The sequence below is a fragment of the Streptomyces sp. NPDC104831 genome (genome assembly GCF_055583025.1).
Genome location: NZ_JBVJOT010000002.1, coordinates 1 through 22,733, shown reverse-complemented (window position 1 = coordinate 22,733; position 22,733 = coordinate 1). Strand labels below are relative to the sequence as shown.

Below are 22,733 nucleotides of genomic sequence, written 5' to 3'. Positions count from 1 at the left end.
CGTCCGGCTCCGCCGGGCGGCAACACGCGGCGGTCCGCGCGGTTCAGTGCCCGGCGCCCCGCTCCTCGCGGATCAGCGCCACCACCCGCGCCACGCTCTGCCGCACCGCTTCCGTCTCGCCCAGGAAGTGCCAGTAGTCCGGGTGCCGTTCCGTCAGCGTGCCGACCGCCCGCTCCAGCCGGGCCACCGCGTCGTCCAGCGGCCGGGCGTGCCGGGGGTCGGGCGTCGTACGGCCCGCCATCGCCAGCCGCTGGGCGTCCCGGATCGCGAACCGGGTCCGCTCGATCTCCTCCCGCGGGTCCTTCTGCACGGCGTTCAGCCGGGCCAGGCGGTCGCCGGCGGCCGACACCGCCTCGTCGGTGGCGTTCAGCAGCGCCCGGGCGGTCGCCAGCAGCGCGGTGGCGTCCGCCCACCGCTGGTCGTCCCGCGCGGTCCGGGCCTCCGCCAGCCTCAGCTCGGCCTGCCGCACGTTCTCCGCCGTGAGCGCGGGCACCCGCTGGAGGTCCTGCCAGCAGGCGGCGGTGAACCGGCGGCGCAGCTCGCTGAGGACCGGCTCGACCTGTCCGGCCCGGGTGGTCAGCGCCTGGGCCCGGGTGCGCAGGGACACCAGCCGGTGGTCGATCTCGGCGGCCCGCTCCGGCAGCCGCTCGGCCTCGGCCCGGATCGCCCCGGCCTCCCGCTGCACCCGCTCGGCCCGCTCCAGCGTGGCGTCCACGCCGTGCTGCCCGGCGCCCTGGTTCAGCCGGGTCAGCTCCGGGGACAGGGCCGCGAGCCGTGCGGCCAGGTCGTCGGCGCGCAGGCCCCGCGCGCGCACGGCGTCCAGGGCGTCGCTCGCGGCCAGCAGCGACTGCCGGGCCCGCTCCACGGCGGGCGCCAGCCGGGCCAGCCGGGTCTCCGCCTTGTCCAGCAGCGGCCCGAGCGAGCGCCCGAACTCCTCCAGCTCCCGCCGCGCCCGCAGCAGTTCGTCCCGGGCCGCGCCCAGTTCGGCGCGCGCCCGGGCGGCCGGGCCCGCCTCCAGGCCGTCCCGGTCCAGGTCGTGGGCGTCCACGGCCTCGATGTACCGCCGGCTGGCCTCGTCGATGCGCTGCCCGAGCGCCGCGAAGTCCGTGACGGCGCGGCGGGCGGCGGGGGAGTCGTCCACCGCGGCGATGGTCTCCACCGGGATCCGCAGGTCCCGCTGGGCGGTGTCGAGTTCGTAGAAGGCCGCCGCGGCGGCGTCCTTGGCGGCCTGGGCCTCGGCGCGCTGGTTCTCCGCACGGCCGCCGAACCAGCGCCGGGTGCCCCCGCCGGCGAACGCGGCGGCCAGCGGCGGCGCGGCCAGCACCGGCAGGACCAGGAGGGCGAGGGCGTCCCGCAGGGCGCGGCGGCCGTGCCGGGGCCGGGCGGCGGACGGCGGCGGGTACGGCGGTGTCGCTGGCGTGCCCGGTGTCGCCGTCACATTCCTCTCCCGTGTGGTGGTTCGCCCTGGGTGGTGTCATTCTCCCACCCGGGGGAGACGAACACACGGGCCGGCCGGTTCGCTCCCCGCGCGTGACGTCGCCGTCTGTTTGCGGTGCGGGCCGCCGGGCCATGTAGGCTGTCGACCTGTCCCGGGTGCGTAGCTCAGGGGTAGAGCGCCTGCCTTACAAGCAGGATGTCGGCGGTTCGAAACCGTCCGCGCCCACAGATCCGGCCCCTCGGAGAAGTCTCCGAGGGGCCGTTTGCGTATCTTCCGTATCTTCCGTTTCCCCGTGTCCGAGATCCCCGCGTGCCGGCTATTCCCCGGCCGGCTCCTCGCGGACGTGCTTCAGCCGGGTGCGGGCGTCCATCCGGTCCGCCGCCGGGACCTCCGTCCAGAACCGGTGGGTGCTGACGAACACCGCCAGCTCGTGCTCGCGCCGCCGCAGCTTCTCCACCTGGGCCTGCTCGTCCTCCGTCCAGCCGGGGGACGCGGGCCGCTCCACCTTGCGCCAGCCGTTGTCGTCGCTGAAGCCGTCCAGCGGCTCGACCGACCAGGGCAGCCGCTTGAGCAGGGCCGACAACTCGGCCCGGACCTGATGCAGCTCCTCCTGGCCGGCGAGGAGGTCACTGGGGAATTCATAGGTCGTAGCCACACGGCAATGGTACGCCTGTTCGAATTACCGGGGCGAGCCGGAACCAGGGGTACGGGTGGGGTTTCGGCCGTACGAGTGACCGGTGGTCAGTATCCCGCCGCCCGCAGCTCTCCCACCAGCCGCCGCGCCACCGGCACCGGCACGCCGTGCCGTTCGGCCGCCCTGAGCAGGGCGCCGCCGATGGCGTCCAGCTCCAGCGGACGGCCCGCCTCGGCGTCGCGCTGCATGGACGACCTGGCGGCGGGCGGGAAGGTGTCGTACCGGGCCAGGGCCCGGCCGGGATCGGCGGGGGCGCCGCACGCGCGGCCCACGGCGGCCGTCTCGGCGACCAGTGCCTCCAGCTCGGCGCGGTACCGGGTGCGGGCGGTACCGAGGGGGACGCCGTAGCGGGTGGTGAGCAGGGCGAACGGGGCGAGGAACGCCATCTTGGCCCAGAGCGCCGCCGTCTCGTCCCCGGCCACCCGCGCGGCCGTGCCGGCCTCCCGGAGCAGGGCGGCCAGCACATCGAGCCGGTCGCGCGGTACGCCGTTTCCGGCCAGATCGATCTCGGTGAACGGGCTGCCGTGTTCGATCACGCCCGGCGCGACGCGCGTGGACTCCACGCGGATCACGCCCGGTGCGACCCGGTCGGGCCGGTATCGGGCGCGCAGGGCCGCCGGGTGCTCGACGCCGTTCAGCAGCGGGACGATCAGGGCGTCGCCGAGCACGGCGGGCGGGACGCGGGTCAGAGCGGCGTCGAGCGCGGTGTGCTTGACGGTGACCAGGCAGGCGTCCACCGGCACGCGCAGCGCGGTGTCCGCGTCGACGGCGGCGGTGAAGTCGCCGAACTGCGGGCTGTGGACCGTGATGCCGGTGCGGCGCAGCGCGTCGGCCGTCGCCCGGCCGGCCAGGCAGATCACCCGGTGGCCGGAACGGGACAGCAGGGCGGCGAGCAGGCCGCCGGTGCCGCCGGGGCCGAGGACGGCCACGGTGAGCGGATGCGTCATGGAGTTGTTCCCTTCGACGGTCGGCCCCGGGAGTCGGTGGCCGCCTTCGCGGTGATCATCGCAGGGCACGGCGGCCGGCGCGAGACTGGGCGCATGTGCCGAAGCATCAAGACGCTGCGCCCGCCCGTGCTGCCCGGTGAGGCCACGGACGAGGACATCCGCGCGGCCGCGCTGCAGTACGTCCGCAAGGTCTCGGGCTTCAGGGCGCCCGCCGCCCACAACCGCGAGGCCTTCGACGCGGCGGTGGACGCCGTGGCCCGCGCCACGGCGGAACTGCTGGGGGCGCTGGAGGTGCGGGAGCGAACCGGAGGTGGCCGAAAATAGGCTAGATGTTGAACTTGCAAGTACTGATTAGGTACCCCTAACCTTGGCTCGATTCGGTACCCCGTTCCCCATGGCCGGCCGTCCCCAGTCCCCGCCGGCCAGACACCGAAGAGGAGTCGTCCCCACATGTCCGCTCGTCTCAATTCCGCTCAGCCCTATGCCCTGGGGCTCTTCCGCGTCGTCATCGGCCTGCTCTTCGCCGTGCACGGCACCGCCTCCCTGTTCGGCGTCCTCGGCGGCGCCGCCGGCACCAACGGCGGCACGCTCGCGGCCGGCACCTGGCCCGGCTGGTACGCGGCTGTGATCCAGCTCGTGGCCGGCACCCTGGTGCTGCTCGGTCTCGGCACCCGGGGGGCCGCACTGGTCGCCTCCGGCTCGATGGCCTACGCCTACTTCGACGTCCACCAGCAGGCCGCGCTGTGGCCGATACAGAACGGCGGCGAGCTGTCGGTGCTGTTCTGCTGGTCGTTCCTGCTGCTGGTCTTCACCGGCTCCGGCGCCTTCGGCCTGGACCGCCTCCTCGCCCGGCGCCCCGCGCCGGAGGGCGGCGCGACGGCCGAGCAGACCCCCGTGGCCGCCTGAGTCCACACGGCACGGGCGGCCGGCGTCGAGAACCGGCCGCCCGTGCACAGTTCGGTTCCGCCCGTGCGCAGCGGCCCGCCGGTGAGAGGCGGGCCGCCGCGCACGTCCCGTGATCGCTTCCCGAACCCCCAGCGAATCTCCTGTCACACCCCCCGCGTACGCTGTACAGCCGTCAACGGGGGAATGTCGGGAGTCGTCGTGTGGGAAAGCGTGGGGTCGCTCGCGGCCGGGCCGTGGATCTATGCCGTGGTGGCCGTCTCGGTGCTGCTCGACGTGTTCCTGCCGGTCCTGCCCAGCGGAGTGCTGGTCATCACGGCCGGCACGGCGGCGGCCGCCGGCACCGGCGCGGCCGGCCAGGTCGCGCACGAGGTGCCGGACATCCTGGCCCTGATCCTGTCCGCCGCCACGGCCTCGGTCCTCGGTGACCTGGTGGCCTACCGCCTCGCCTGGCGGGGCGGCGAACGGCTGGACCGGGCCATAGCCCGCTCCCGCAGGCTCACCTCCGCGCAGGAACGTCTCGGTGAGGCCCTCGCCCGGGGCGGCGGCGCCCTGGTCGTCCTCGCCCGCTTCGCCCCCGCCGGCCGCTCGGTCGTCTCCTTCTGCGCCGGCGCCGCCCACCGCCGCGCCCGCGACTTCCTGCCCTGGTCCGCCCTGGCGGGCCTGTCCTGGGCGGCCTACAGCGTGGCCCTCGGCTACTACGGCGCCCAGTGGCTCGGCGCCACCTGGCTGGCCACGGGGGTGTCGGTGGCGGCGCTGTTCGGGGCGGGGGCGGCGGCGGGTTTCCTCATGCGGCGCAAGCCCGCCTCCTGACGCGGGCGCGCCCTCAGCAGCCCGCCAGCCGATCCGTGAGCGCGCTCTTCTCAGCCGGATCGACCGACAGGCCGTAGTAGTACTTCACCTGCACCCACGCCCGTACGTACGTGCACACGTACGCCGACCGCGACGGCAGCCACGTGGCCGGGTCCTGGTCCCCCTTCGCCTGGTTGACGTTGTCGGTCACGGCGATCAGCTGCGGCCGGGTCAGGTCGTTGGCGAAGGCCTGCCGCTGCGCGGTGGTCCACTTGCCCGCGCCCGAGTCCCACGCCTCGGCCAGCGGGACGAGGTGGTCGATGTCGAGGTCGGACGCCGCGGTCCAGGTCGCGCCGTCGTACGGGGAGTACCAGCTGCCGCTGGTCGAGGCGCAGGAGGAGTCGGTGACGACGTTCGTGCCGTCCCGCTTCAGGACCGTCTCGCGGGTGTTGCAGGTGCCGCTGATGGTGATCCAGTGCGGGAACAGGTCGCGGCTGTAGCCGGTGCGGTCCTCCGTGGCCACGGTGAGCTGGGCGAGGTAGCCGCGCGCGGTCGCGCCGCTGACCGGCGTGGGCAGGGCGGCGGAGGCGTTCGGCGAGTTGAACAGGGCGACGGAGGCGATCAGGCCGGTGAGGGCGGCCAGGATGCTCGTCCGTCGACGCGCGTAGAACGTGGGCATGCGTGAACTCCCTTTGGAGCTGGGGGTGTTGGAGTGCGAGCGAGGGAATGCTCGCGATGGGGGGTTGCCGGCGGATGAGCGCTTGGTAAGAAAGTAGTGACGTGATCATGTCAAGACAAGGTTGACGGCAGAACTTTCACATCCCGTACCATGGGAGGCGCAGAAGGGGAGTAGCTCTTCGCCGGACCGTCGACATACTGCTCAGCGAGCCTGAGCCGGCGCCCGGAGGCGGCCTCCGACAGGAACCGCCAGCGAGACCTTCGGCAAAGCAGTGCACGTCCGTGCCCCACCGGGCCCGGGCGACGAAAGCGCTGCCGTGCCGAGGTGTCATCGCGTGACGTACCGCACTCTCGGCCGGGCAGCCCGACCGATTGAGGAACCTTGATCAGCATCACCGTGACGGCGCTCGTCTTCGGCGTCGTCTTCCTCGCCGAGCTGCCGGACAAGACCGCGCTCGCCGGCCTCGTCCTCGGCACCCGCTACCGCGCCTCGTACGTCTTCGCGGGCGTCGCCGCCGCCTTCCTGCTGCACGTCGTCCTCGCCGTCGCGGCCGGCAGCGTGCTCACCCTGCTGCCGCAGCAGCTCGTGCACGCGATCACCGGCGTGCTCTTCCTCGGCGGGGCCGCGATGCTCCTGCTGAAGAAGGACGACGGCGAGGAAGAGGTCAAGAAGCCCGCCGACCAGTCCTTCTGGAAGGTCGCGGGCACCGGCTTCATGCTCATCCTGGTGGCCGAGTTCGGTGATCTCACCCAGATCATGACCGCCAACCTCGCCGCCCGCTACGACGACCCGATCTCCGTCGGCCTCGGCGCGGTGCTCGGTCTGTGGGCCGTCGCCGGACTGGGCATCGTCGGCGGAAAGGCCCTGATGAAGCGGGTGCCGCTGCGGCTGATCACCCAGATCGCGGCGCTGCTGATGCTGGCGCTCGGCGCGTGGAGCCTGTGGGAGGCGGTGGCCGGCTGAGCGGGCGGGCGGGCGAACGCGGGGTGAATCCCCGCCGGGGCGGTGGCGGAAACACGGCCCCGTTTTGTACCGTGGAGAAACAAAGTGGCTCCCGCCCGTTCTCCCTGACCGGCGGGCGGGGCCGCCTTGTCCCTCCCGCCGTCCCACCCGACACGGGCCTTCCTCCCTCCTGGAGCTCGCCGATGCCGGCCACCGCCACGCCCACCGTCCTCACCTGCCGTGCCCTCCTGCTCGACATGGACGGCACCCTCGTCAACTCGGACGCCGTGGTCGAGCGGGTCTGGCGGCGCTGGGCCGGGCGGCACGGACTGGACGGCGACGAGGTGATGCGGGTCATCCACGGCCGCCAGGGGCACGCGTCCATGGCCCTGCTGCTGCCCGGCCGGCCGATGGAGGAGAACTTCGCGGAGAACGAGCGGATGCTCGCGGAGGAGACCGCCGACATGGAGGGCGTGGTCGAGATCCCCGGCGCCGGGGCGTTCCTCGCGTCGCTGGCGGGGCTTCCGCACGCGCTGGTGACCTCGGCCGACCTCGGGCTCGCGACCGCGCGGATGACCGCCGCCGGGCTGGAGCCGCCGGCGGTCCGGATCACCGCGGAGTCGGTCGGCGCGAGCAAGCCCGACCCCGAGGGCTTCCTGAAGGGCGCGGCCGAGCTGGGGGTCGATCCGGCCGACTGCGTCGTGTTCGAGGACTCCGGCGCGGGGATCGCGGCGGGGCGCTCCGCGGGGATGCGGGTCGTGGGCATCGGGCCGCGGGCGGTCGCCCACGAGCCGGACGTGGCGGTGCCGGACCTCACGCGGGTGGCCGTCGAGGCCGGCGCCGACGGCACGCTCCGCCTGCGGATCGGCTGACCCGCGCGGCGGAGCCGTGCACCGGATGCGGCCCGCGTCTCCCCGGGCCCGCCTCAGGGGTCCTCGGTCTCCCGCTCCAGGCTCCTTCTCGTCGCCGGGCCGTATTCGCCGAGGGGATCGTCCCTGACGCCCCGGGCCAGCTGGTAGTTGCGTACGGCGTCCTCCACGGGCCGGGTGAAGGTGCCGTCGATCCGGTCGCCGTAGAGGTTGAGCTGACGTAGGCGCTGCTGGAGTTCCGTCACCTCCGGGCCGCTGTCGCCGCGCCGCAGCACCGGGGCCGGCGCCGGGGTGGGCGGCGCGGCGGAGGATGCCGAGGGGGACGGGGTGGGGGAGCGGGTCGGGGACGGTGTGGGCGTGGGGGTCGGTGACGTGGGGGCCGGCGAGGGCGTCGGGGTGGCCGGAAGCGGCGGGGACGGCGGGGGAGCGGGCGGGGGAGCCGCGGGCGCCGGTGCCACGGGTGACGCGGGAGTCGTCGCCGGCTCGGCCGGGATGCTCTGCCTGATTTCCCGGGCCGCCCGGTCGTGGGTCGGGGTCCGGTAGGAGACCAGGGCGAAGGCGGTCGCCGCCAGCAGGGCCGCACCGAGGCCCGCGCCCACGAGCAGCACGGTACGGCGGGAGCGGGGTCCGGGCCCGGCGTCCCGGTCCGGGGCCGGCGGCCGGGGGACGGGCACGGGCGGCAGCGGGGGTCCGGGGGCGCCGGTGCGCACGGGCGGGAGGGCCGTCGTGGCGGATGCCGCCGTGACGTACGGACGTATCCGCAGCGGGTCGAAGTCCTCCGCCGCCGCGGCCTGCGCCGTGCGCGTCTCGCGCAGCGCCTCGGCCGCCCGCTCGGTGCAGTCGCACGCCGGCGTGTTGTCCGGCCCCCTCGGCGTCCCGCACTCCGGGCACGTGGTGCCCCGCTCTCCCGTCACGTCCGTCCCCCTCCCCTCGGGAACTTCAGAGGTTATGCGTACGAGCGCCGTTCCCGCAGGACTCGACAGGCCATAACCGGTCACACAGATGACGATGGAAGGTGCACCCGAGCCCCGGGAGGTCTCCATGGCCCTGGACACGCACGGTACGGCCGAGCACACCCGGAGCGGCGAACACGTTCCGGGCAGCGTGCTGGTACCGATCGGCGCGCTGTTGCTCGGCCTGCTGCTGGCCGCCCTCGACCAGACCATCGTCGCGACCGCGCTGCCGACGATCGTGAGCGACCTCGGTGGGCTGGAGCACCTCTCCTGGGTCGTCACCGCCTATCTGCTGGCGTCCACCGCCGCGACCCCCCTGTGGGGCAAGCTCGGCGACCAGTACGGCCGCAAGCGGCTGTTCCAGGCCGCCGTCGTGATCTTCCTGATCGGCTCCGCGCTGTGCGGCACGGCCCGGGACATGCCCCAGCTCATCGCCTTCCGGGCGCTCCAGGGGCTCGGCGGCGGCGGGCTGATGGTGCTGTCGATGGCGATCGTCGGAGACCTCGTGCCCCCGCGCGAACGCGGGCGCTACCAGGGCCTGTTCGGTGCCGTGTTCGGCGCCACCAGCGTGCTCGGTCCGCTGCTCGGCGGCCTGTTCACCGAGCATCTCGGCTGGCGCTGGGTGTTCTACGTCAACCTGCCCGTCGGCGTCGTCGCGCTCGCCGTGATCGCCGTCGCGCTGCGCCTGCCGCGGCACGCCGCCCACCATGTCATCGACTACCTCGGCACCCTCCTGATCGCCGCCGTCGCCACCTGCCTGGTGCTGGTCGCCTCGCTCGGCGGTACGACCTGGGCCTGGGGCTCGGCACGGATCATCGGGCTCGCCGTGCTGGGCGCCGTCCTCGCCGCGGTGTTCGTCGCCGTGGAGCGGCGGGCCGCCGAACCCGTGCTGCCGCTGACGCTGTTCCGCGTGCGCACCTTCACCCTGGCGTCCGTCATCAGCTTCGTCGTCGGCTTCGCCATGTTCGGCGCGATGACCTACCTGCCGACGTTCCTCCAGGTGGTGCGCGGCGTCTCCCCGACGCTGTCCGGCGTGCACATGCTGCCCATGGTGTTCGGTCTGCTGCTGTCGTCCACCGTGTCCGGGCAGATCGTCAGCCGCACCGGCCGCTGGAAGGTGTTCCCGGTCGCCGGCACCGCCGTCACCACGCTCGGCCTGCTGCTCCTGGCCCGGCTCGACGAGCACGACGGGACGGCGGTGACGAGCGTCTACTTCCTCGTCTTCGGCCTCGGCCTCGGCCTGGTCATGCAGGTGCTGGTGCTCATCGTGCAGAACGCCGTCTCCTACGAGGACCTCGGCGTCGCCACCTCCGGCGTCACCTTCTTCCGCTCCATCGGCGCCTCCTTCGGCGTGGCCGTCTTCGGCACGGTCTTCGCGAGCCGCCTCGGCGACAAGCTCACCGACGCCTTCCGGGGCGTGCGGCTGCCGCCCGGCGCCGGCGCCGACGCGCTGAGGTCGGACCCGCGGGGCATCGCCGCGCTGCCGCCGGTGCCGCGCCAGGCCGCCCTGCACGCCTACGCGTCCGCCATCACCGACGTCTTCCTCTACGCGGCCCCCGTCGCCCTGCTCGGCTTCGTGCTGGCCTGGTTCCTCAAGGAGGACCGGCTGCGCGGCTCGGTCACCGCGCCGGACGTCTCCGAGACGATCCCGCCCAACCCGGTCCAGCGCTCCTCCTACGACGAGTGCTGCCGGGCCCTGTCCGTGCTGGGCACCCGCGAGGGTCGCCGCGAGGTCTACCGGAAGATCACCGAACGGGCCGGCTACGACCTGCTGCCCGCCGCCGGCTGGCTGCTGCTGCGCATCCGCCGCTACGGCTCGGTGGAGCCGGGGATGCTGGCCGAGCGCAGCGCGGTCCCGCTCCAGGCGGTCATGGCCGCCGCCCGCCAGGTGGAGGAGCGGCGGCTCGCCGAGCGCCGGGGACTGTACCTGGTGCTGACCGACTCCGGCCGCGAGGTCGCCGAACGGCTCGCCGCCGCCCGCGAGGAGTCGCTGGCCTCGATGCTCGGCGACTGGTGGCGGCCCGGCCGCTGTGACGACCTGGCCCGGCTGGTCCACGACCTCACCGGCGAACTGTGCGGCGCCGAGCGGGAACGGCCGCACAACGGGACCACGCTGACCGAGGTCAGCTGAGGCAGTCCGCCGACTGCGGCCACGAGGCCGGGTCCGAGCCCAGTTCCTTGCGGAACCAGTGGTCGGCGTAGGGGTCGGTGTTGTGCGGGGCGGTCTCGGTGTAGCCGAGGCGGGCGTACAGGGCGCGGGCCTCGACCAGGTCGCCGCGGGTGTCCAGGACGATCCGCCGGGCGCCCAGCAGCCGGGCGCGCACCTCGGCGGCGGCCACGAGCAGCGCGGCCCCGCCCCGGCCGCGCCGCCCGGGCAGCACGAACACCCGGGTCAGCTCGGCGGTGTCCGCCTCCAGCAGCCGTACGCCCGCCGTACCGGCCGGTGTGCCGTCGTACCGCCCGACGAGCAGGCACCCGGTGGGCGGGGCGAGTTCCGCGCCGGTCGTGGCCGCGATCCCCCGCTCCAGCTCGTCGGGGCGGGTGCGGCGCCCCTCGTGCAGGAGGTACCAGCGGTCGCTGACCTCCGTGTAGTACGCCCGCCAGAGTGCGGCGGCGGCCGGGGAGTCGTACGGCTCGGCGGTGATCGTCCACGTCATGGCGGCCATTGTGCGGCGCGGGCCGTCGTTTGTGGACCGGGTTCCGGGTCACCCGGGGGATGAACCGGCCGGCGGAGCCGGTCCGAGCGGAAGGGGCCGGAAGGCAACCATGTCCACTTGGCTGATCATTCTGCTGATCGTGATCGCGGCGGTCGTGGTCCTCGGCGCGGCCGGGCTCGTGGCCCGGCGGGGGCGCGACCGGCGCGGCGGGCACAGCCTGAAGCGCCGCTTCGGGCCCGAGTACGAACGGGTCGTCGCCCTGCACGACGGCGACACCAAGGCCGCCGAGCGGGAGCTGGCCGAGCGAGTCGAGCGCCATGGCGAGCTGCGGGAACGGCCGCTGGACGGGGCCGAGCGGCAGCGGTACGCGGATCTCTGGACGGCCGTGCAGGAGCGGTTCGTGGACTCGCCGAAGGAGGCGGTGGCCGAGGCCGACCGGCTGCTCGCGCGGCTCGCGGCGGAGCGCGGCTACCCCGACGGCGGGCGCTACGAGGAGCAGGTCGACGCCCTGTCCGTGCACCACGCCGAGCACGTCGACGGCTACCGGCGGCTGCACCGGGTGGCGGGTGCGGGCGGCGGGACGGAGGAGCTGCGGGCCGCGCTGCTCGGCGGGCGCGCCCTGTTCGACGACCTGACCGGCACGGAGACGGGCCGGCACCGGGCGCCGACGGGGACGGACCGCGCCACGCCGTCCGACGGCGGCGGCTCCCGCGCCCGCTCGCACACGCCGTGGGCCCTGCACCGGAGCCGACCGAAGGAGAGCTGAGACCATGCGGGACATGACGAGCGGCCCCGGCGACGACCGCCACCGCACCGAACGCCTCTCCCGGGCACCGGGCGAGGAATGGACCCCCGAACAGGACACGCCGGACACGGACGAGCCGGCCCCGGGCCGGCGGGCCGCCGGAGATCCCCGCCCGGAGGAACGCCTCCCGGGCGAGCCCGGCCGGGCCCCGGGCGCGGGCGGGCCGGGGGCTTCGGGCGCCCGGATACCGGGCGAGGGCACGCGGGGCGTGGGGACGGCGGGTGCCGGCACCCCGGAGGCGAGCGGTACGGGACCGTCGGGCGGCCGGCTCCCCGGCTCCGCCGGCCCCGGCCGCGAGGGCCTGACCGGCGACGACCGCACCCCCGAGGGCAGCACCCCGCCGCCGCCTCCGGGCCCGGCGGGCATGGCGGGGCCGCGGCCGGGCACCGGGGGCACGGGCGCGGAGAACGCCCGCGGGTCCGGCGCCGAAGGGCCGGCCGGGCACGGACACGGCCCACAGGGCACGGGGCCGGCCGGGGCCGGGCAGTGGCACGGGACGGAAGGGCTGCGGCCCGGTACGGAAGGGCTCGGGGCCGGAGCCGACGAGGGGTTCGGGGCCAGTCACCGCGCGGAGCGGGAAGCGATCTCGGAGGAGGACCGGATGCCCGACAACGGTCTGGGCGCACCGGGGCCCGGCGAGGCGTCCCGGCGGGAGGCGACGACGACCGACGCCCCGGGCCGCGACACCTGGCCGACGGCACCGGGCACACCGTCCGGCGACACGCCTCGGACGGACGACGGACCGGGCGCCTCAGCCCAGGGCTCCCCCCTGCTCGCGGGGGAGGAGGTCCAGGAGTGGCAGCGGCGGCTGCACGAAGTCGTCGCCGGGTTCGTGGACCATCCGAAGGGCGCCGTGGAGCGCGCCGACCGCACCCTGGAGGAGATCGCCGCCCGGTTCACCGAGGCGGTGACGCGGCGGCGCCGCACGCTGCGGACGTCCTGGGAGGGCGCCGAGGAACACGGGCCCGGTGCCGGGACGGACACCGAGCAGCTGCGGCTCGCCCTGCGCGACTACCGGGAACTCGCGGAACGGCTGCTGCGCGGCTGAACGGCTAGCGCGCGGCCGGGTCCGCGCCACCGGCGGCAGCCCTGCGCTGCCGCCATTCCCGTACGACCTCCTCGACGTCGTACGGCTTCTTCCCCAGCGGCGGCCCGGGCGGCGGCTTGAACATCATGTCGCGGATCCTGACGTTGACGTCCTCGATGATCTTGCGCGCGATCCGCTCCGAGGGCGCCGCGTACGCCGCCGCGAGCGCGTCCTCCGCCTCCTTGCGCAGCGCCAGCGCGGGCGGCAGGAAGGCCAGCCCCTCCCGCGCCATCTTCCGCTTGACCCACCACAGTTCGTCGTACGTGGAGTCGACCTCCGCGGGCAGCGGCGCCCCCGCCCCCGGCAGCGCCTCGAACTCCCCGCGCCGCTGCGCGTCGCGTATCTGCTTGTCCACCCACGAGTCGAACGGAACGCCCGGTGGCTTTCGCTCGGTCATGACCCCATTGTGCCGGACGCCACCGCGCCGGGCGTCTTATCATGCGGCGACGGTACGGCGGCCCGCCCGCCGCGACCCACCGCCGCACCAGGACGTTTCAGGGGGGAACGCTCGTGCTCGAACTCACCATGGTCGCCGTGACAGGGGCGGACGCGGGGGCCACCGCCGGCATGACGCTGGCCGAGGTGCCCAGCGCGCCCGGCACCGCGCTGCGGGTCGGCCGGGACGGGGCGGTGTGCCGGCTGGTCACCCCGGAGGACTGGCTGTTCGTCTCCCGCGTCCACCTGGAGTTCCGCTGCGCCCCCGACGGCACCTGGGAGCTGACCTGGCTGCGCGGCTCCCAGCCCGACCCGGCCTCCGAGGTCCGGCTCAGCCACGGCCCGCACGCCCGCTCCGTCGGCTACGGCGCGACCGTGCCGCTGCCGCGCGGCGGATCCGGCGAGATCGTCGTCCAGGACCGCTCCGGCCCGCGCAGCGTCAACGTCGGGTTCTTCCACGAGGTGTGAACCGGGCCGGGCCGCGCGCTCAGTCCTGCACCCGCGCCAGCGCGAAGCCGTCGTAGCCCTTGAGGCCGACCGTCTGGATGGCCGTACCGCTCAGCCGTGGGTGCGAGGCGATCAGTTCCAGCGCGGCGCGGGTGCCGAGCACGTCCGGCTCGGTGCTGCGGGCGTCGGCCACCCGCCCCCCGCGCACCACGTTGTCCAGGATGATCAGGCTGCCCGCCCGGGTGAGCTTGAGCGCCCACTCCACGTAGTGCCGGTTGTTCACCTTGTCCGCGTCGATGAAGACCAGGTCGAAGGGCGCCGGGTTCTCGTCGGCGAGCTTGGGCAGCGACTCCAGGGCCGGGCCCACCCGCACCTCCACGATCCGCTCCAGCCCGGCCCGGGAGATGTTGCGGACGGCCACGTCGGCGTGCTTGGCGTTGTACTCCAGCGACACCAGCCTGCCGTCCTGGGGCAGGGCGCGGCCCAGCCAGATCGTGCTGTACCCGCCGAGGGTGCCGATCTCCAGGACGTGCCGGGCGCCCTGCGTCTGGGCGAGGAGGTGGAGGAGTTTGCCCTGCGCGGCCGTGACCGCGATCGGGGGCAGCCCGGCGGTCTCGCTGTCCCGCAGGGCCGCCCGCAGCGCCTCGTCGTCCGGTGAGAGATGGCTGGTGAAGTAGTCGTCGACGTCGACCCAGAGCTGCGACCCGCTCATAGCGCCTGCTGCCTTTCCCGAGTGTCTTCCGGAGGCTGTTCCGCCCTGCACGTCCGATGATCCCAGCAGACGGGCCCGAACGGGGGAGTTACCCGGCGGCCGGCGCCCCGCGGACGCGGCAGGGGCCCGCGGCCGGAAGGAATCCGGCCGCGGGCCCCTGAACGACGCGCGAGGGAGGTCAGCTGCCCTCGACCGACGGCGCCGAGCCCGGCAGCGGGCGGCCCGCCGACTCCGACATCCGCCAGACGGCGAACCCGCCCACGACGGCGGCGGCCATCATGTAGTACGCGGGCATCATCATGTTCCCGGTCGCCCCGATCAGCGCGGTCACGACGAGCGGGGTCGTACCGCCGAACAGGGACACGGACACGTTGAAGCCGATGGACAGGGAGCCGTAGCGCACCCGGGTCGGGAAGAGCGCGGGCAGCGCGGCCGGCATGGCGGCGGTGAAGCACACCAGCAGCAGGCCCAGCGCGGCCATGCCGAGGCCCACCGCGAGCAGGCTGCCCTGGCGGATCAGCAGCAGCGCCGGGACGGACAGCAGCAGGAAGCCCGCGCAGCCCGCCGCGATCACCGGGCGGCGGCCGACCCGGTCGGTGAGCGCGCCGGCGAACGGCTGGACGATCATCATCAGGGCCATCACGGCGAGCACGACCAGCAGGCCGTGGGTCTCGTCGTACTTCAGCTCACTGGTGAGGTAGCTCGGCATGTACGACAGCAGCATGTAGTCGGTGACGTTGAAGACCAGCACCAGGCCCATGCAGATCAGCAGCGCCTTCCACTGGCCCGCGACCATGTCGCGCAGCGGCACCTTGGGCCGGGCCTCGGCCTTCTCCAGCTGCGCGGCGAACGCCGGGGTCTCCTCCAGCCGCATCCGCAGGTACAGGCCGATGATGCCCATCGGGCCCGCGATCAGGAACGGGATGCGCCAGCCCCAGGAGAGCAGGTCCTCGGAGGACAGCAGGGCGGTCATCAGGGTGACCAGGCCGGCGCCGCCGATGTAGCCGGCGAGCGTGCCGAACTCCAGCCAGCTCCCGAAGAAGCCGCGCTTCTTGTCCGGCGCGTACTCGGCGATGAAGGTGGACGCGCCCGCGTACTCGCCGCCGGTGGAGAAGCCCTGCACCAGCCGGGCGGCCAGCAGCAGGAGCGGCGCGCCGACGCCGATCACCGAGTAGGACGGGATCAGGCCGATGGCGAACGTGCCCGCCGCCATCATGATCATCGTCAGGGCGAGGACCTTCTGACGGCCGATGCGGTCGCCCAGCGGGCCGAAGACCATGCCGCCCAGCGGACGGACCAGGAAGGCCGCCGCGAAGGCACCGAACGTGGACAGCAACTGCGCGGTGGGGTTGCCGGAGGGGAAGAAGACCTTGCCCAGGGTGACCGCGATGTAGCTGTAGACACCGAAGTCGAACCACTCCATGGCGTTGCCGAGCGCTGCCGCCTTGACGGCGCGCCTGACCAGGGCGGGGTCGGTGACGGTGACATTGCGGGCCTTGGCGGCCCGGCGGGTCGTCGGACGCGGGGTGACGGCAGTGGCGGTCGCCAAAACGGGGCTCGCCTACCTTTCGACGGGGACAGGTTCGGGCCCGCCGACGGCAACGATGACGTGCGTGGGCCGAAAATCGACCATAGGCGGCTTCTGTGTCTTACGTGCTGTATGCGTTTAGGTGCACAATGCAGCGAAACCGCGGGTACGCAGGTACGTCTGCCCCCTCACTCAAGGTCATTCCTGCTGGTCAGTGTGATCCTTATCGCGCCCCCGGCCTGCAACCGGAGCCCTGTGGGGCCGAACCGATCCGGACATAAGCGGCCACGTCGGGTTAACGGGGAGTTGCCTGCGTTCCTCCTCCAGGTGTCTGCGAGCCTCATAGGGCACGCGGACAGGAATCCGGCGTATCGGGCGTCCGGGACGAAGGGGCGGGAGGCCGACGAGTCGTGATGAGTGTGAGGCACGGCGGACGAGCCACGGGGGGCTTCGACGCGCCGGAGGCCGGCGCGCGGCTGAGAGCCACCCGGCTCGCCCTGTGGGCCGTGGCCCTGATCCTCGCCGCCCGCCAGATGGCCGTCGTCCTCACCACCCCGGGCAACGAGCGCCTCACCGACCTGGAGACCTGGATCGGTCCCGAGGGCGTCCTGCACGTCAAGGGCTCGATCTACGACTCCACCCGGTTCACCGGCACCCCCTTCGGCGGCCTGGTGCGGCGCCCGCTGACCCGCTGGGCCGAGGCCGCCCTCGGCTGGAGCTGGACGTTCGGCTCCCTGCTGCTGGTCGTCGCCCTCGGCGTGGTCGCCGCCCGCGCGCTGCCCCGGCCGGTCGGCCGCCGCACCGCGCTGCTGGCCGCGCCGGTCGCCGTCAGCCTGCTGATGGTCTCCCTGCCGGTCCGCGTCGACCTGTGGCTCGGCCAGACCAGCATCACCCCGGTCGTGCTCGTCCTGCTCGGCTGCTTCACCGTGCGCGGGCAGCGCGCGAGCGGACTGTGTATCGGCGGGGCCGCCGCGCTCCAGCCCACGGTGCTGCTCTTCGTCCCCCTGCTGTGGCTCACCGACCGCCGCCGGGCCGCCCGCGCCGCCGTCGGCACCTTCGCCGTGTGCACCGTGCTCGCCTGGGCCGCGCTGCCCCACGACTCGTACACCTACTGGGTGCACCACCTGGCCGGGGCCGGGCTCGGCGGGCAGGCCGACGCCCTCGCCAACCAGTCCCTGCACGGCGCCCTGCTCCGCCTCGGCCTCACCGGCCACCTGGAGACGGCGATCTACCTCGTGCTCGGCGCCGCCGTCGCCGTCCTCGCGCTGCGCCGTGCGGTCCGCTACGCCCGGGACGGCCAGCTGCCGCTCGCGGTCGCCGTCACCGGTTGCGCCGCCATCGCCGTGTCGCCCACGACCTGGCAGCACCAGCTGCTGTGGCTGCTGCTCGCGATCGTCGGCCGGGCCGGGCGGCGGGCCTCGGACCGCTACGTCTGGCCGGTGGCCGTCGTCCTCCTCACCACCCTCCCGGCGACGATGATGCTGCCGCAGATGTCCGTGCTGTACCCGCTGCGGGACAACCTGGTGCTGCTCGCGGCGCTGGCCGCCGCCACGGCCGTCCCCTTCCTGCCCCGCACCTCGCCGTACTACCGCGAGCCGATACCCGCCGAGTACGCCCCGCAGGCCCCCGCCCGCTTCCGCAACATCCCCCTCCTGCCCTACCTGCGCCGCGTCCTGTCCCGCCCCAACCTCCTGCTGGAACTGCTGCTGCTCCGCGTCACCTACGCGGCCTACCAGCAGGTACGCCTCGCGGCGACCGGCGGCACCATCTCCGGCGGCCGGGCCCGCGCCGAGCACCACGGCCGGATGGTCCTCGACCTCGAACGCTTCCTGCACATCGACATCGAGCACGCGGTCAACCACGCCGTCGCGAAGATCGACTGGCTGCGGGAGTTCTTCGTCTTCTACTACGAGTCGTTCCACTTCGTCGTCCCGCTGACCATCCTGGGCGTCCTGTACTGGCGCCGCCCGGCCGACTACCGCTGGGCCCGCGCCTCCCTCGGCTTCGCCACCCTGCTCGCCCTGGCCGGCTTCCGGCTCTTCCCGCTGGCCCCGCCGCGCCTGATGCCGGCCCTCGGGATCATCGACACGGTGCACGGCGTCCAGGACTTCGCGAAGCCGGACTACGGCACCCTGACCGCGCTGACCAACCAGTACGCGGCGATGCCGTCGCTGCACTTCGGCTGGTCGCTGTGGTGCGGTGTGGTGATCGCCGTCGTCGCCCCCCGCTGGTGGATGAAGGCCCTCGGCCTCCTCCACCCCTTCCTCACGGTCTCCACGATCATCGCCACCGGCAACCACTGGGTCCTGGACGCGGTGGGCGGCGCGGCGGTGGTGGGCGCGGGCTTCGGGCTGTCGTACGTGTTCCAGGGCCCGCGAGCCGGTTCGGCCGCGGACGCCCCCGCGGCACCGGATTCCACCGGCTCCAAGCGATCCAATTACCTGAACTATCACTTGTTCAGGTGAGAGTTCGGGCGTGTCTCCTTTAACTCCCTCGATCGGTGGGATTTCCCCTTTCGAGGGCTGGAACGGGAAAGGGGACACCCACTCATGAACCGCTTAGCGCGTCTGGCCAGACTCGGCCTGACGGTCGGCACCGCCGTCGTCCTGGCCATCGGCCTGACCTCCAGCGCGGAGGCCGCCACCGGGAGGATCCGGTACTTCACCGCCGGCGGACAGGAATTCCAGATCGACAACCCGCCGGACAACGTCTGCATCAACCTTCGGGCCCGTGCGCAGATCCTGGTCAACGAGACGAACAAGACGGTGAGTTACTACTTCGCCGCGAACTGCGTCAACTTCACCAGCAATCTTGCCCCCGGCCGGGCGGTGTCCTACCAGAACCCCCTGTCCGTGCGCGTCATCGGCTGAGAAGGGCGACACCTCCCATGCCCCGCATCGCACGTACGGTCAGACTCGCCCTGACGGCCGGCACCGCGGCCGTCCTGGCGATCGGCCTGACCTCCAACGCGCAGGCCGCCACCGGAAACATCCGGTACATCTCCTCCTCCGGGCAGGCGTTCCAGATCGACAACCCGCCGGACGGCGCCTGCCTCAACCTCCGAGCCCGCGCGCGGATCCTCAGCAACAACACGGACCACTCGCTGGCCTACTACTACAACGCGAACTGCGCCAACTTCACCGGCGTCCTCCCCCCTGGCGGCGCGGTGTCCTACCAGAACCCCCTGTCCGTGCGCGTCATCTGAGGTCGTCGCCGGACGACGCGGGGCCACCATGGCACTCGAACCACACCGTCTTTCCGTCGGTGCCGGGTGCCACCCCCCACTTGTCCACCACGGCGTCCAGCAGGGCCAGGCCCCGGCCGCCCTCGGACTCCTCGTCCACCTCGGTCTCCAGCCGGGGCAGCGCGGCGCAGCCGTCGCTCACCTCGGCCCGGACCCCCGCCGCCTGCCGGGCCACGACCACCTGGCAGCGGCGGTCGGGCACATGCCGTACGACGTTGGTGACCAGCTCGCTCACGCCCAGCTCCACGGCGAACGTCAGCGGCTCCAGCTCCCACTCGCACAGCAGCGAGCGGACGATCCGGAGGCGGCGGGCCTCACGCAGCGCGAGCTAGGGCAGATCACCAACTACACCGGGTCGCTTATCGGCCAGATCGAGACCGCGAGGAAAGTCCCCACGCTGGAGTTCAGTCAGCGGATGGATGCGGCCCTGGGGACTGGAGGGGCGCTGACCCGGCTCGTGGAACTGGTGCTGCGTAGTCAACTCCCGGCGGGGTTCCAGCAAGTTGCGGAGCTTCAGGCTCGGGCCACGGAGATCTACTCCTTCGAGATGGGCATGGTGCCCGGACTGCTTCAGACCGAGGCGTACGCACGGGCTGTATTCGGAGCTATCGACCAGACCAACCTGGACGACCGTACGGCCGTACGACTCGCTCGACAGGGGATCTTTGAGAAGGAACGGCCCCCAGCCTTCTGGGTAGTCCTGAGCGAGGCGGCTCTGCATCAACAGATCGGTGGCCGAGAGGTCATGGCTGAGCAACTCGCGTATCTGTTGGCCCTCCAAGGCAATCCCCAGATCAACGTCCAGGTGCTGCCGTTTTCGAGCGGAGCCCACGCGGGCATGACCGGCTCGTTCGACGTCTACCGGTTTGCGAGTGACCCGACCATTGTCTACACGGAGGGCTACGGAAGCGCGCATCCGACGGCAAACCCGGAAGCCGTTCGGGACTGCTCGCTCCGTTACGATCACCTCCAAGCCCCGCGCTCTCGATTTAGAAGTCGGCGGAGTTGATCCGGGGCGTCATGGAGGACCGCTATGGAGAGCAAGTGGCGTAGGTCGTCGTACAGCAGTGACCAGGGCGGCCAGTGCCTGGAGGTCGCCGAACCCCCCTGCACCACCACCGTCGCCATCCGTGACTCGAAGAACCCGGCGGGGCCCGTGCTGAACGTCGGCCCCGCCGCCTTCGGCGACTTCGTCTCCTGGGCCGCTACAGCCGCTGAATGATCGTCCCGGTCGCCAGTCCGCCGCCCGCGCACATGGTGATGAGGGCGAACTCCTTGTCCGCGCGCTCCAGTTCGTGCAGGGCCGTTGTGATGAGGCGGGCGCCGGTCGCGCCGACCGGGTGGCCGAGGGCGATCGCACCGCCGTTGACGTTGACCTTGTCGAGGTTCTGGTCGAAGACCCGGGCCCAGCTGAGGACGACGGAGGCGAACGCCTCGTTGATCTCCACGAGGTCGATGTCCTTGAGGGTCATGCCCGCCTTGCCGAGGACCGCGCGGGTGGCGTCGATGGGGCCGTCCAGGTGGAAGTGGGGGTCCGCGCCTACGAGGGCCTGGGCGACGATCCGGGCCCTCGGCTTGAGCTTCAGCGCGCGAGCCATGCGCTTGGAGGCCCACATGATGGCCGCCGCGCCGTCGGAGATCTGGGAGGAGTTCCCGGCGGTGTGGACGGCGGTCGGCATGACGGGCTTCAGGCCGGCCAGCTCCTGCGGGGTGGTGTCCCGCAGGCCCTCGTCCCTGTCGACCAGGCGCCACATGCCCTGACCGGTGTCCTGCTCCTCCTCCGTGGTGGGCACCTGGACGGCGAAGGTCTCCCGCTTGAAGCGTTCCTCCGCCCAGGCGCGGGCGGCGCGCTCCTGGGACAGCAGGCCGAGCGCGTCCACGTCCTCCCGGGTCAGCCCCCGGTGGCGGGCGATGCGCTCGGCGGCCTCGAACTGGTTGGGGAGGTCGACGTTCCACTCGTCCGGGAAGGGTCTGCCGGGGCCGTGCTTGGAACCGGAGCCCGGCGGGACCCGGGACATGGACTCGACACCGCAGCTGATGCCGACGTCGAGCACGCCCGCCGCGACCATGTTGGCCACCATGTGGGACGCCTGCTGCGAGGAGCCGCACTGGCAGTCGACCGTGCTCGCGGCCGTCTCGTAGGGCAGGCCCATGGCCAGCCAGGCCGTGCGCGCGGGGTTCATGGACTGCTCGCCGGCCTGGGTCGCCGTGCCGCCGACGATCTGCTCGACCGCGTCGGCGGGGATGCCGGCGCGGTCGAGGAGTTCACGGTAGGTCTCGCCCAGCAGGCGGGCCGGGTGCAGATCGGCGAGCGCGCCGCCGCGCCGGCCGATGGGGGTGCGGACGGCTCCGACGATCACGGGTTCGGCGGCCATGGGCGCGGGTCCTCTCCGGGCGGGCTCTCCTCCGGAACTGGTACGTGTTCCAGTTCCTGCCCGGCAGTCTGCTGACGTGCTCTCCGCCACCGCAAGGGTCGTGCGGGTGCGGCCGGTCCGACGGGGTCCACCGGAACATACGCGCGTGCGCCGGAGAGCGCAGCGCGGCTTCACGCCATGCTTGATCCGGACCGCCGGCGTGCGCTGCGCCTACTCCCGCCCCGAGGCGGCCACCGCCAGCACGGCCGAGGCGAGCGCGGCGAGCAGCAGCGGCACGGCCAGGCCGTGCCGCAGCACCAGCCAGGCGCCCAGGCACGCGCCGCCGGTCATCGCGAGGACGGCGGCCGTGCGGCGCGGGGAGCGGTGGCCGGTGCCGTCGCCGAGGCGGGACTCGGAGGCGAGGGCGGTCAGGGTCATGGTCAGCACGGTGGTGGTGAGGTCGGGCACCCCCAGCTTGCGGACGGTGGCGTTGCGCAGGCCCATCGCGTAGGCGGTGAGCGCGATCAGGGCGTACCGGGTGGCGCCGGTGTCCGGCCAGGCGAAGGCGACGGCCGCCGACGCGCCGACCAGCGCCGCTTCCGCCGCCAGGGTCAGCCGGGTCCGGCGGCGGCGGGAGCCCCGGCCGTGCCGGACGGCGAGCCGGCCACCGGTCACCGCGCCCAGCAGGAAGCAGCACAGGGACGTGGCCGTGTGGAGAACGGAGAAGCCGGGGGCGCCGGCGGCGGCGAAGCCGAGGATGACGACGTTGCCGGTCATGTTGGCGGTGAAGACCCGGCCGAGGCCCAGATAGCCGACGGCGTCGATCAGTCCGCTGACCACGGTGAGGGCGAGCAGCACGGCCACCAGCCGCAGCCCGCGCGTCTCCGGGTCCGGCAGCATGCGCAGCAGCCTGCGGGCAGGGGGTGCGCGGACGGGGCGGGACACGCGGGGGGCGGGGGGAAGGCGGCCCGTATGGCGGAGGCCCCGTATATACGCGTATACGCGTGCACCCCCGGCCGGGTGGGCGGGGGTGCAGGTGCGTGGGGTGCGGCGGGTGGGCCGCTGTGGGGGGTGGCGGTGGTGTGCCCGGCCCCCGGGGGGTGCTGGGGGCTCAGTACCAGCCGTTGGCCTGCCAGAAGCTCCAGGCCTTGACGGGGCTGCCGTAGCGGGAGTTCATGTAGTCCAGGCCCCACTTGATCTGGGTGGCGGGGTTGGTCTTCCAGTCGCCGCCGGCGGAGGCCATCTTG

At 73.5% G+C, this 22,733-nt stretch carries 26 protein-coding genes, 1 tRNA gene and 1 pseudogene; 15 read left to right on the top strand and 13 right to left on the bottom strand.

The features are described 5' to 3' along the window. Positions 1–43 precede the first annotated feature (43 nt). Positions 44–1,438: a hypothetical protein gene (locus ACZ63H_RS01490; RefSeq protein WP_469861020.1), complete on the bottom strand. Its 1,395-nt coding sequence runs from the start codon at positions 1,436–1,438 to the stop codon at positions 44–46. A gap of 153 nt (positions 1,439–1,591) precedes the next feature. Between ACZ63H_RS01490 and ACZ63H_RS01485 the strand changes: the two genes are divergently transcribed. After that, positions 1,592–1,663: transfer RNA gene (locus ACZ63H_RS01485), tRNA-Val, on the top strand. Between the two features lie 91 nt (positions 1,664–1,754). Here the strand turns inward: ACZ63H_RS01485 and ACZ63H_RS01480 are convergent. After that, on the bottom strand, positions 1,755–2,093 hold the full coding sequence (locus ACZ63H_RS01480) for a hypothetical protein (protein ID WP_469861018.1): 339 nt from the start codon (positions 2,091–2,093) through the stop codon (positions 1,755–1,757). A gap of 86 nt (positions 2,094–2,179) precedes the next feature. Beyond that, complete coding sequence (locus ACZ63H_RS01475; RefSeq protein WP_469861016.1) at positions 2,180–3,079, bottom strand: ketopantoate reductase family protein; 900 nt, start codon at positions 3,077–3,079, stop codon at positions 2,180–2,182. A gap of 93 nt (positions 3,080–3,172) precedes the next feature. Here ACZ63H_RS01475 and ACZ63H_RS01470 point away from each other — a divergent pair, with 93 nt between their 5' ends. The 3 genes from ACZ63H_RS01470 (at position 3,173) to ACZ63H_RS01460 (ending at position 4,795) form a co-directional block, all read left to right on the top strand. Then, on the top strand, positions 3,173–3,403 hold the full coding sequence (locus tag ACZ63H_RS01470; protein WP_469861014.1) for a DUF2277 domain-containing protein: 231 nt from the start codon (positions 3,173–3,175) through the stop codon (positions 3,401–3,403). A 126-nt stretch (positions 3,404–3,529) separates the two neighbouring features. Beyond that, complete coding sequence (locus ACZ63H_RS01465) at positions 3,530–3,985, top strand: DoxX family protein (RefSeq protein ID WP_469861012.1); 456 nt, start codon at positions 3,530–3,532, stop codon at positions 3,983–3,985. A gap of 198 nt (positions 3,986–4,183) precedes the next feature. Then, positions 4,184–4,795: a DedA family protein gene (locus ACZ63H_RS01460; protein ID WP_467939475.1), complete on the top strand. Its 612-nt coding sequence runs from the start codon at positions 4,184–4,186 to the stop codon at positions 4,793–4,795. A gap of 13 nt (positions 4,796–4,808) precedes the next feature. Here the strand turns inward: ACZ63H_RS01460 and ACZ63H_RS01455 are convergent, their stop codons facing one another. Continuing rightward, complete coding sequence (locus tag ACZ63H_RS01455; RefSeq protein ID WP_469861010.1) at positions 4,809–5,453, bottom strand: HNH endonuclease family protein; 645 nt, start codon at positions 5,451–5,453, stop codon at positions 4,809–4,811. Between the two features lie 381 nt (positions 5,454–5,834). On the opposite strand from ACZ63H_RS01455, the gene ACZ63H_RS01450 reads away from it, so the two are divergent. Together ACZ63H_RS01450 and ACZ63H_RS01445 are read left to right on the top strand one after the other, a co-directional pair. Beyond that, on the top strand, positions 5,835–6,416 hold the full coding sequence (locus tag ACZ63H_RS01450; protein ID WP_469861008.1) for a TMEM165/GDT1 family protein: 582 nt from the start codon (positions 5,835–5,837) through the stop codon (positions 6,414–6,416). Between the two features lie 182 nt (positions 6,417–6,598). Further along, positions 6,599–7,267, top strand: a complete 669-nt coding sequence (locus ACZ63H_RS01445) for an HAD family hydrolase (RefSeq protein WP_469861006.1) — start codon at positions 6,599–6,601, stop codon at positions 7,265–7,267. Positions 7,268–7,320: 53 nt separating this feature from the next. On the opposite strand, the gene ACZ63H_RS01440 is transcribed toward ACZ63H_RS01445, so the two are convergent. Next, complete coding sequence (locus ACZ63H_RS01440; protein WP_469861004.1) at positions 7,321–8,178, bottom strand: peptidoglycan-binding domain-containing protein; 858 nt, start codon at positions 8,176–8,178, stop codon at positions 7,321–7,323. A gap of 127 nt (positions 8,179–8,305) precedes the next feature. Between ACZ63H_RS01440 and ACZ63H_RS01435 the strand changes: the two genes are divergently transcribed. Next, positions 8,306–10,348 (top strand): DHA2 family efflux MFS transporter permease subunit, encoded by a 2,043-nt coding sequence (locus ACZ63H_RS01435; protein WP_469861370.1) that lies wholly within the window; start codon positions 8,306–8,308, stop codon positions 10,346–10,348. On the opposite strand, the gene ACZ63H_RS01430 is transcribed toward ACZ63H_RS01435, so the two are convergent. Further along, entirely contained in the window at positions 10,341–10,874 is a 534-nt protein-coding gene (locus tag ACZ63H_RS01430) for a GNAT family N-acetyltransferase (protein ID WP_469861002.1), read from the bottom strand. The genes ACZ63H_RS01435 and ACZ63H_RS01430 overlap by 8 nt on opposite strands. Positions 10,875–10,983: 109 nt before the next feature. On the opposite strand from ACZ63H_RS01430, the gene ACZ63H_RS01425 reads away from it, so the two are divergent. Next, positions 10,984–11,640 carry a hypothetical protein gene (locus tag ACZ63H_RS01425; protein ID WP_469861000.1) on the top strand — a complete coding sequence of 219 codons (657 nt, stop codon included), beginning with the start codon at positions 10,984–10,986 and terminating at the stop codon, positions 11,638–11,640. 4 nt (positions 11,641–11,644) lie between these two features. Then, positions 11,645–12,727: a hypothetical protein gene (locus ACZ63H_RS01420; protein WP_469860998.1), complete on the top strand. Its 1,083-nt coding sequence runs from the start codon at positions 11,645–11,647 to the stop codon at positions 12,725–12,727. 4 nt (positions 12,728–12,731) lie between these two features. On the opposite strand, the gene ACZ63H_RS01415 is transcribed toward ACZ63H_RS01420, so the two are convergent. Next, positions 12,732–13,163, bottom strand: coding sequence for a DnaJ family domain-containing protein (locus ACZ63H_RS01415; RefSeq protein WP_469860996.1), 432 nt, complete (start codon positions 13,161–13,163; stop codon positions 12,732–12,734). Between the two features lie 113 nt (positions 13,164–13,276). On the opposite strand from ACZ63H_RS01415, the gene ACZ63H_RS01410 reads away from it, so the two are divergent. Continuing rightward, positions 13,277–13,669, top strand: a complete 393-nt coding sequence (locus ACZ63H_RS01410; RefSeq protein ID WP_469860994.1) for an FHA domain-containing protein — start codon at positions 13,277–13,279, stop codon at positions 13,667–13,669. Positions 13,670–13,688: 19 nt separating this feature from the next. Here the strand turns inward: ACZ63H_RS01410 and ACZ63H_RS01405 are convergent, their stop codons facing one another. Together ACZ63H_RS01405 and proP are read right to left on the bottom strand one after the other, a co-directional pair. Then, a complete protein-coding gene (locus tag ACZ63H_RS01405; protein ID WP_469860992.1) occupies positions 13,689–14,360 on the bottom strand; it encodes an O-methyltransferase in 672 nt (223 codons plus the stop codon). A 178-nt stretch (positions 14,361–14,538) separates the two neighbouring features. Beyond that, positions 14,539–15,909: a glycine betaine/L-proline transporter ProP gene (proP, locus tag ACZ63H_RS01400; protein WP_469860990.1), complete on the bottom strand. Its 1,371-nt coding sequence runs from the start codon at positions 15,907–15,909 to the stop codon at positions 14,539–14,541. A gap of 392 nt (positions 15,910–16,301) precedes the next feature. Between proP and ACZ63H_RS01395 the strand changes: the two genes are divergently transcribed. The 3 genes from ACZ63H_RS01395 to ACZ63H_RS01385 all read left to right on the top strand — a co-directional run bounded on the left by ACZ63H_RS01395 (position 16,302) and on the right by ACZ63H_RS01385 (position 19,093). Next, positions 16,302–18,353 (top strand): bifunctional glycosyltransferase 87/phosphatase PAP2 family protein, encoded by a 2,052-nt coding sequence (locus ACZ63H_RS01395; protein WP_469860988.1) that lies wholly within the window; start codon positions 16,302–16,304, stop codon positions 18,351–18,353. 84 nt (positions 18,354–18,437) lie between these two features. Continuing rightward, on the top strand, positions 18,438–18,758 hold the full coding sequence (locus ACZ63H_RS01390) for a hypothetical protein (RefSeq protein WP_189756619.1): 321 nt from the start codon (positions 18,438–18,440) through the stop codon (positions 18,756–18,758). A gap of 17 nt (positions 18,759–18,775) precedes the next feature. Further along, on the top strand, positions 18,776–19,093 hold the full coding sequence (locus ACZ63H_RS01385) for a hypothetical protein (RefSeq protein ID WP_189756620.1): 318 nt from the start codon (positions 18,776–18,778) through the stop codon (positions 19,091–19,093). On the opposite strand, the gene ACZ63H_RS01380 is transcribed toward ACZ63H_RS01385, so the two are convergent. Beyond that, on the bottom strand, positions 19,086–19,379 hold the full coding sequence (locus tag ACZ63H_RS01380; RefSeq protein ID WP_469860986.1) for an ATP-binding protein: 294 nt from the start codon (positions 19,377–19,379) through the stop codon (positions 19,086–19,088). The genes ACZ63H_RS01385 and ACZ63H_RS01380 overlap by 8 nt on opposite strands. Before the next feature lie 54 nt (positions 19,380–19,433). Here ACZ63H_RS01380 and ACZ63H_RS01375 point away from each other — a divergent pair. Both ACZ63H_RS01375 and ACZ63H_RS01370 read left to right on the top strand, forming a co-directional pair. Further along, positions 19,434–20,185: pseudogene (locus ACZ63H_RS01375) on the top strand (helix-turn-helix domain-containing protein); the annotation flags it as partial. Next, positions 20,166–20,354 (top strand): DUF397 domain-containing protein, encoded by a 189-nt coding sequence (locus ACZ63H_RS01370; RefSeq protein WP_469860984.1) that lies wholly within the window; start codon positions 20,166–20,168, stop codon positions 20,352–20,354. The pseudogene ACZ63H_RS01375 and the gene ACZ63H_RS01370, both read left to right, overlap by 20 nt. On the opposite strand, the gene ACZ63H_RS01365 is transcribed toward ACZ63H_RS01370, so the two are convergent. From ACZ63H_RS01365 to ACZ63H_RS01355, 3 genes are all read right to left on the bottom strand, one after another. Then, positions 20,338–21,507, bottom strand: coding sequence for a steroid 3-ketoacyl-CoA thiolase (locus ACZ63H_RS01365; RefSeq protein ID WP_469860982.1), 1,170 nt, complete (start codon positions 21,505–21,507; stop codon positions 20,338–20,340). The two genes, ACZ63H_RS01370 and ACZ63H_RS01365, sit on opposite strands and share 17 nt — an antisense overlap. Before the next feature lie 210 nt (positions 21,508–21,717). Continuing rightward, on the bottom strand, positions 21,718–22,386 hold the full coding sequence (locus ACZ63H_RS01360) for a YoaK family protein (protein ID WP_469860980.1): 669 nt from the start codon (positions 22,384–22,386) through the stop codon (positions 21,718–21,720). 211 nt (positions 22,387–22,597) lie between these two features. Beyond that, the coding region (locus ACZ63H_RS01355) for an aggregation-promoting factor C-terminal-like domain-containing protein (RefSeq protein ID WP_469861368.1) at positions 22,598–22,733 on the bottom strand (136 nt) is incomplete at its 5' end.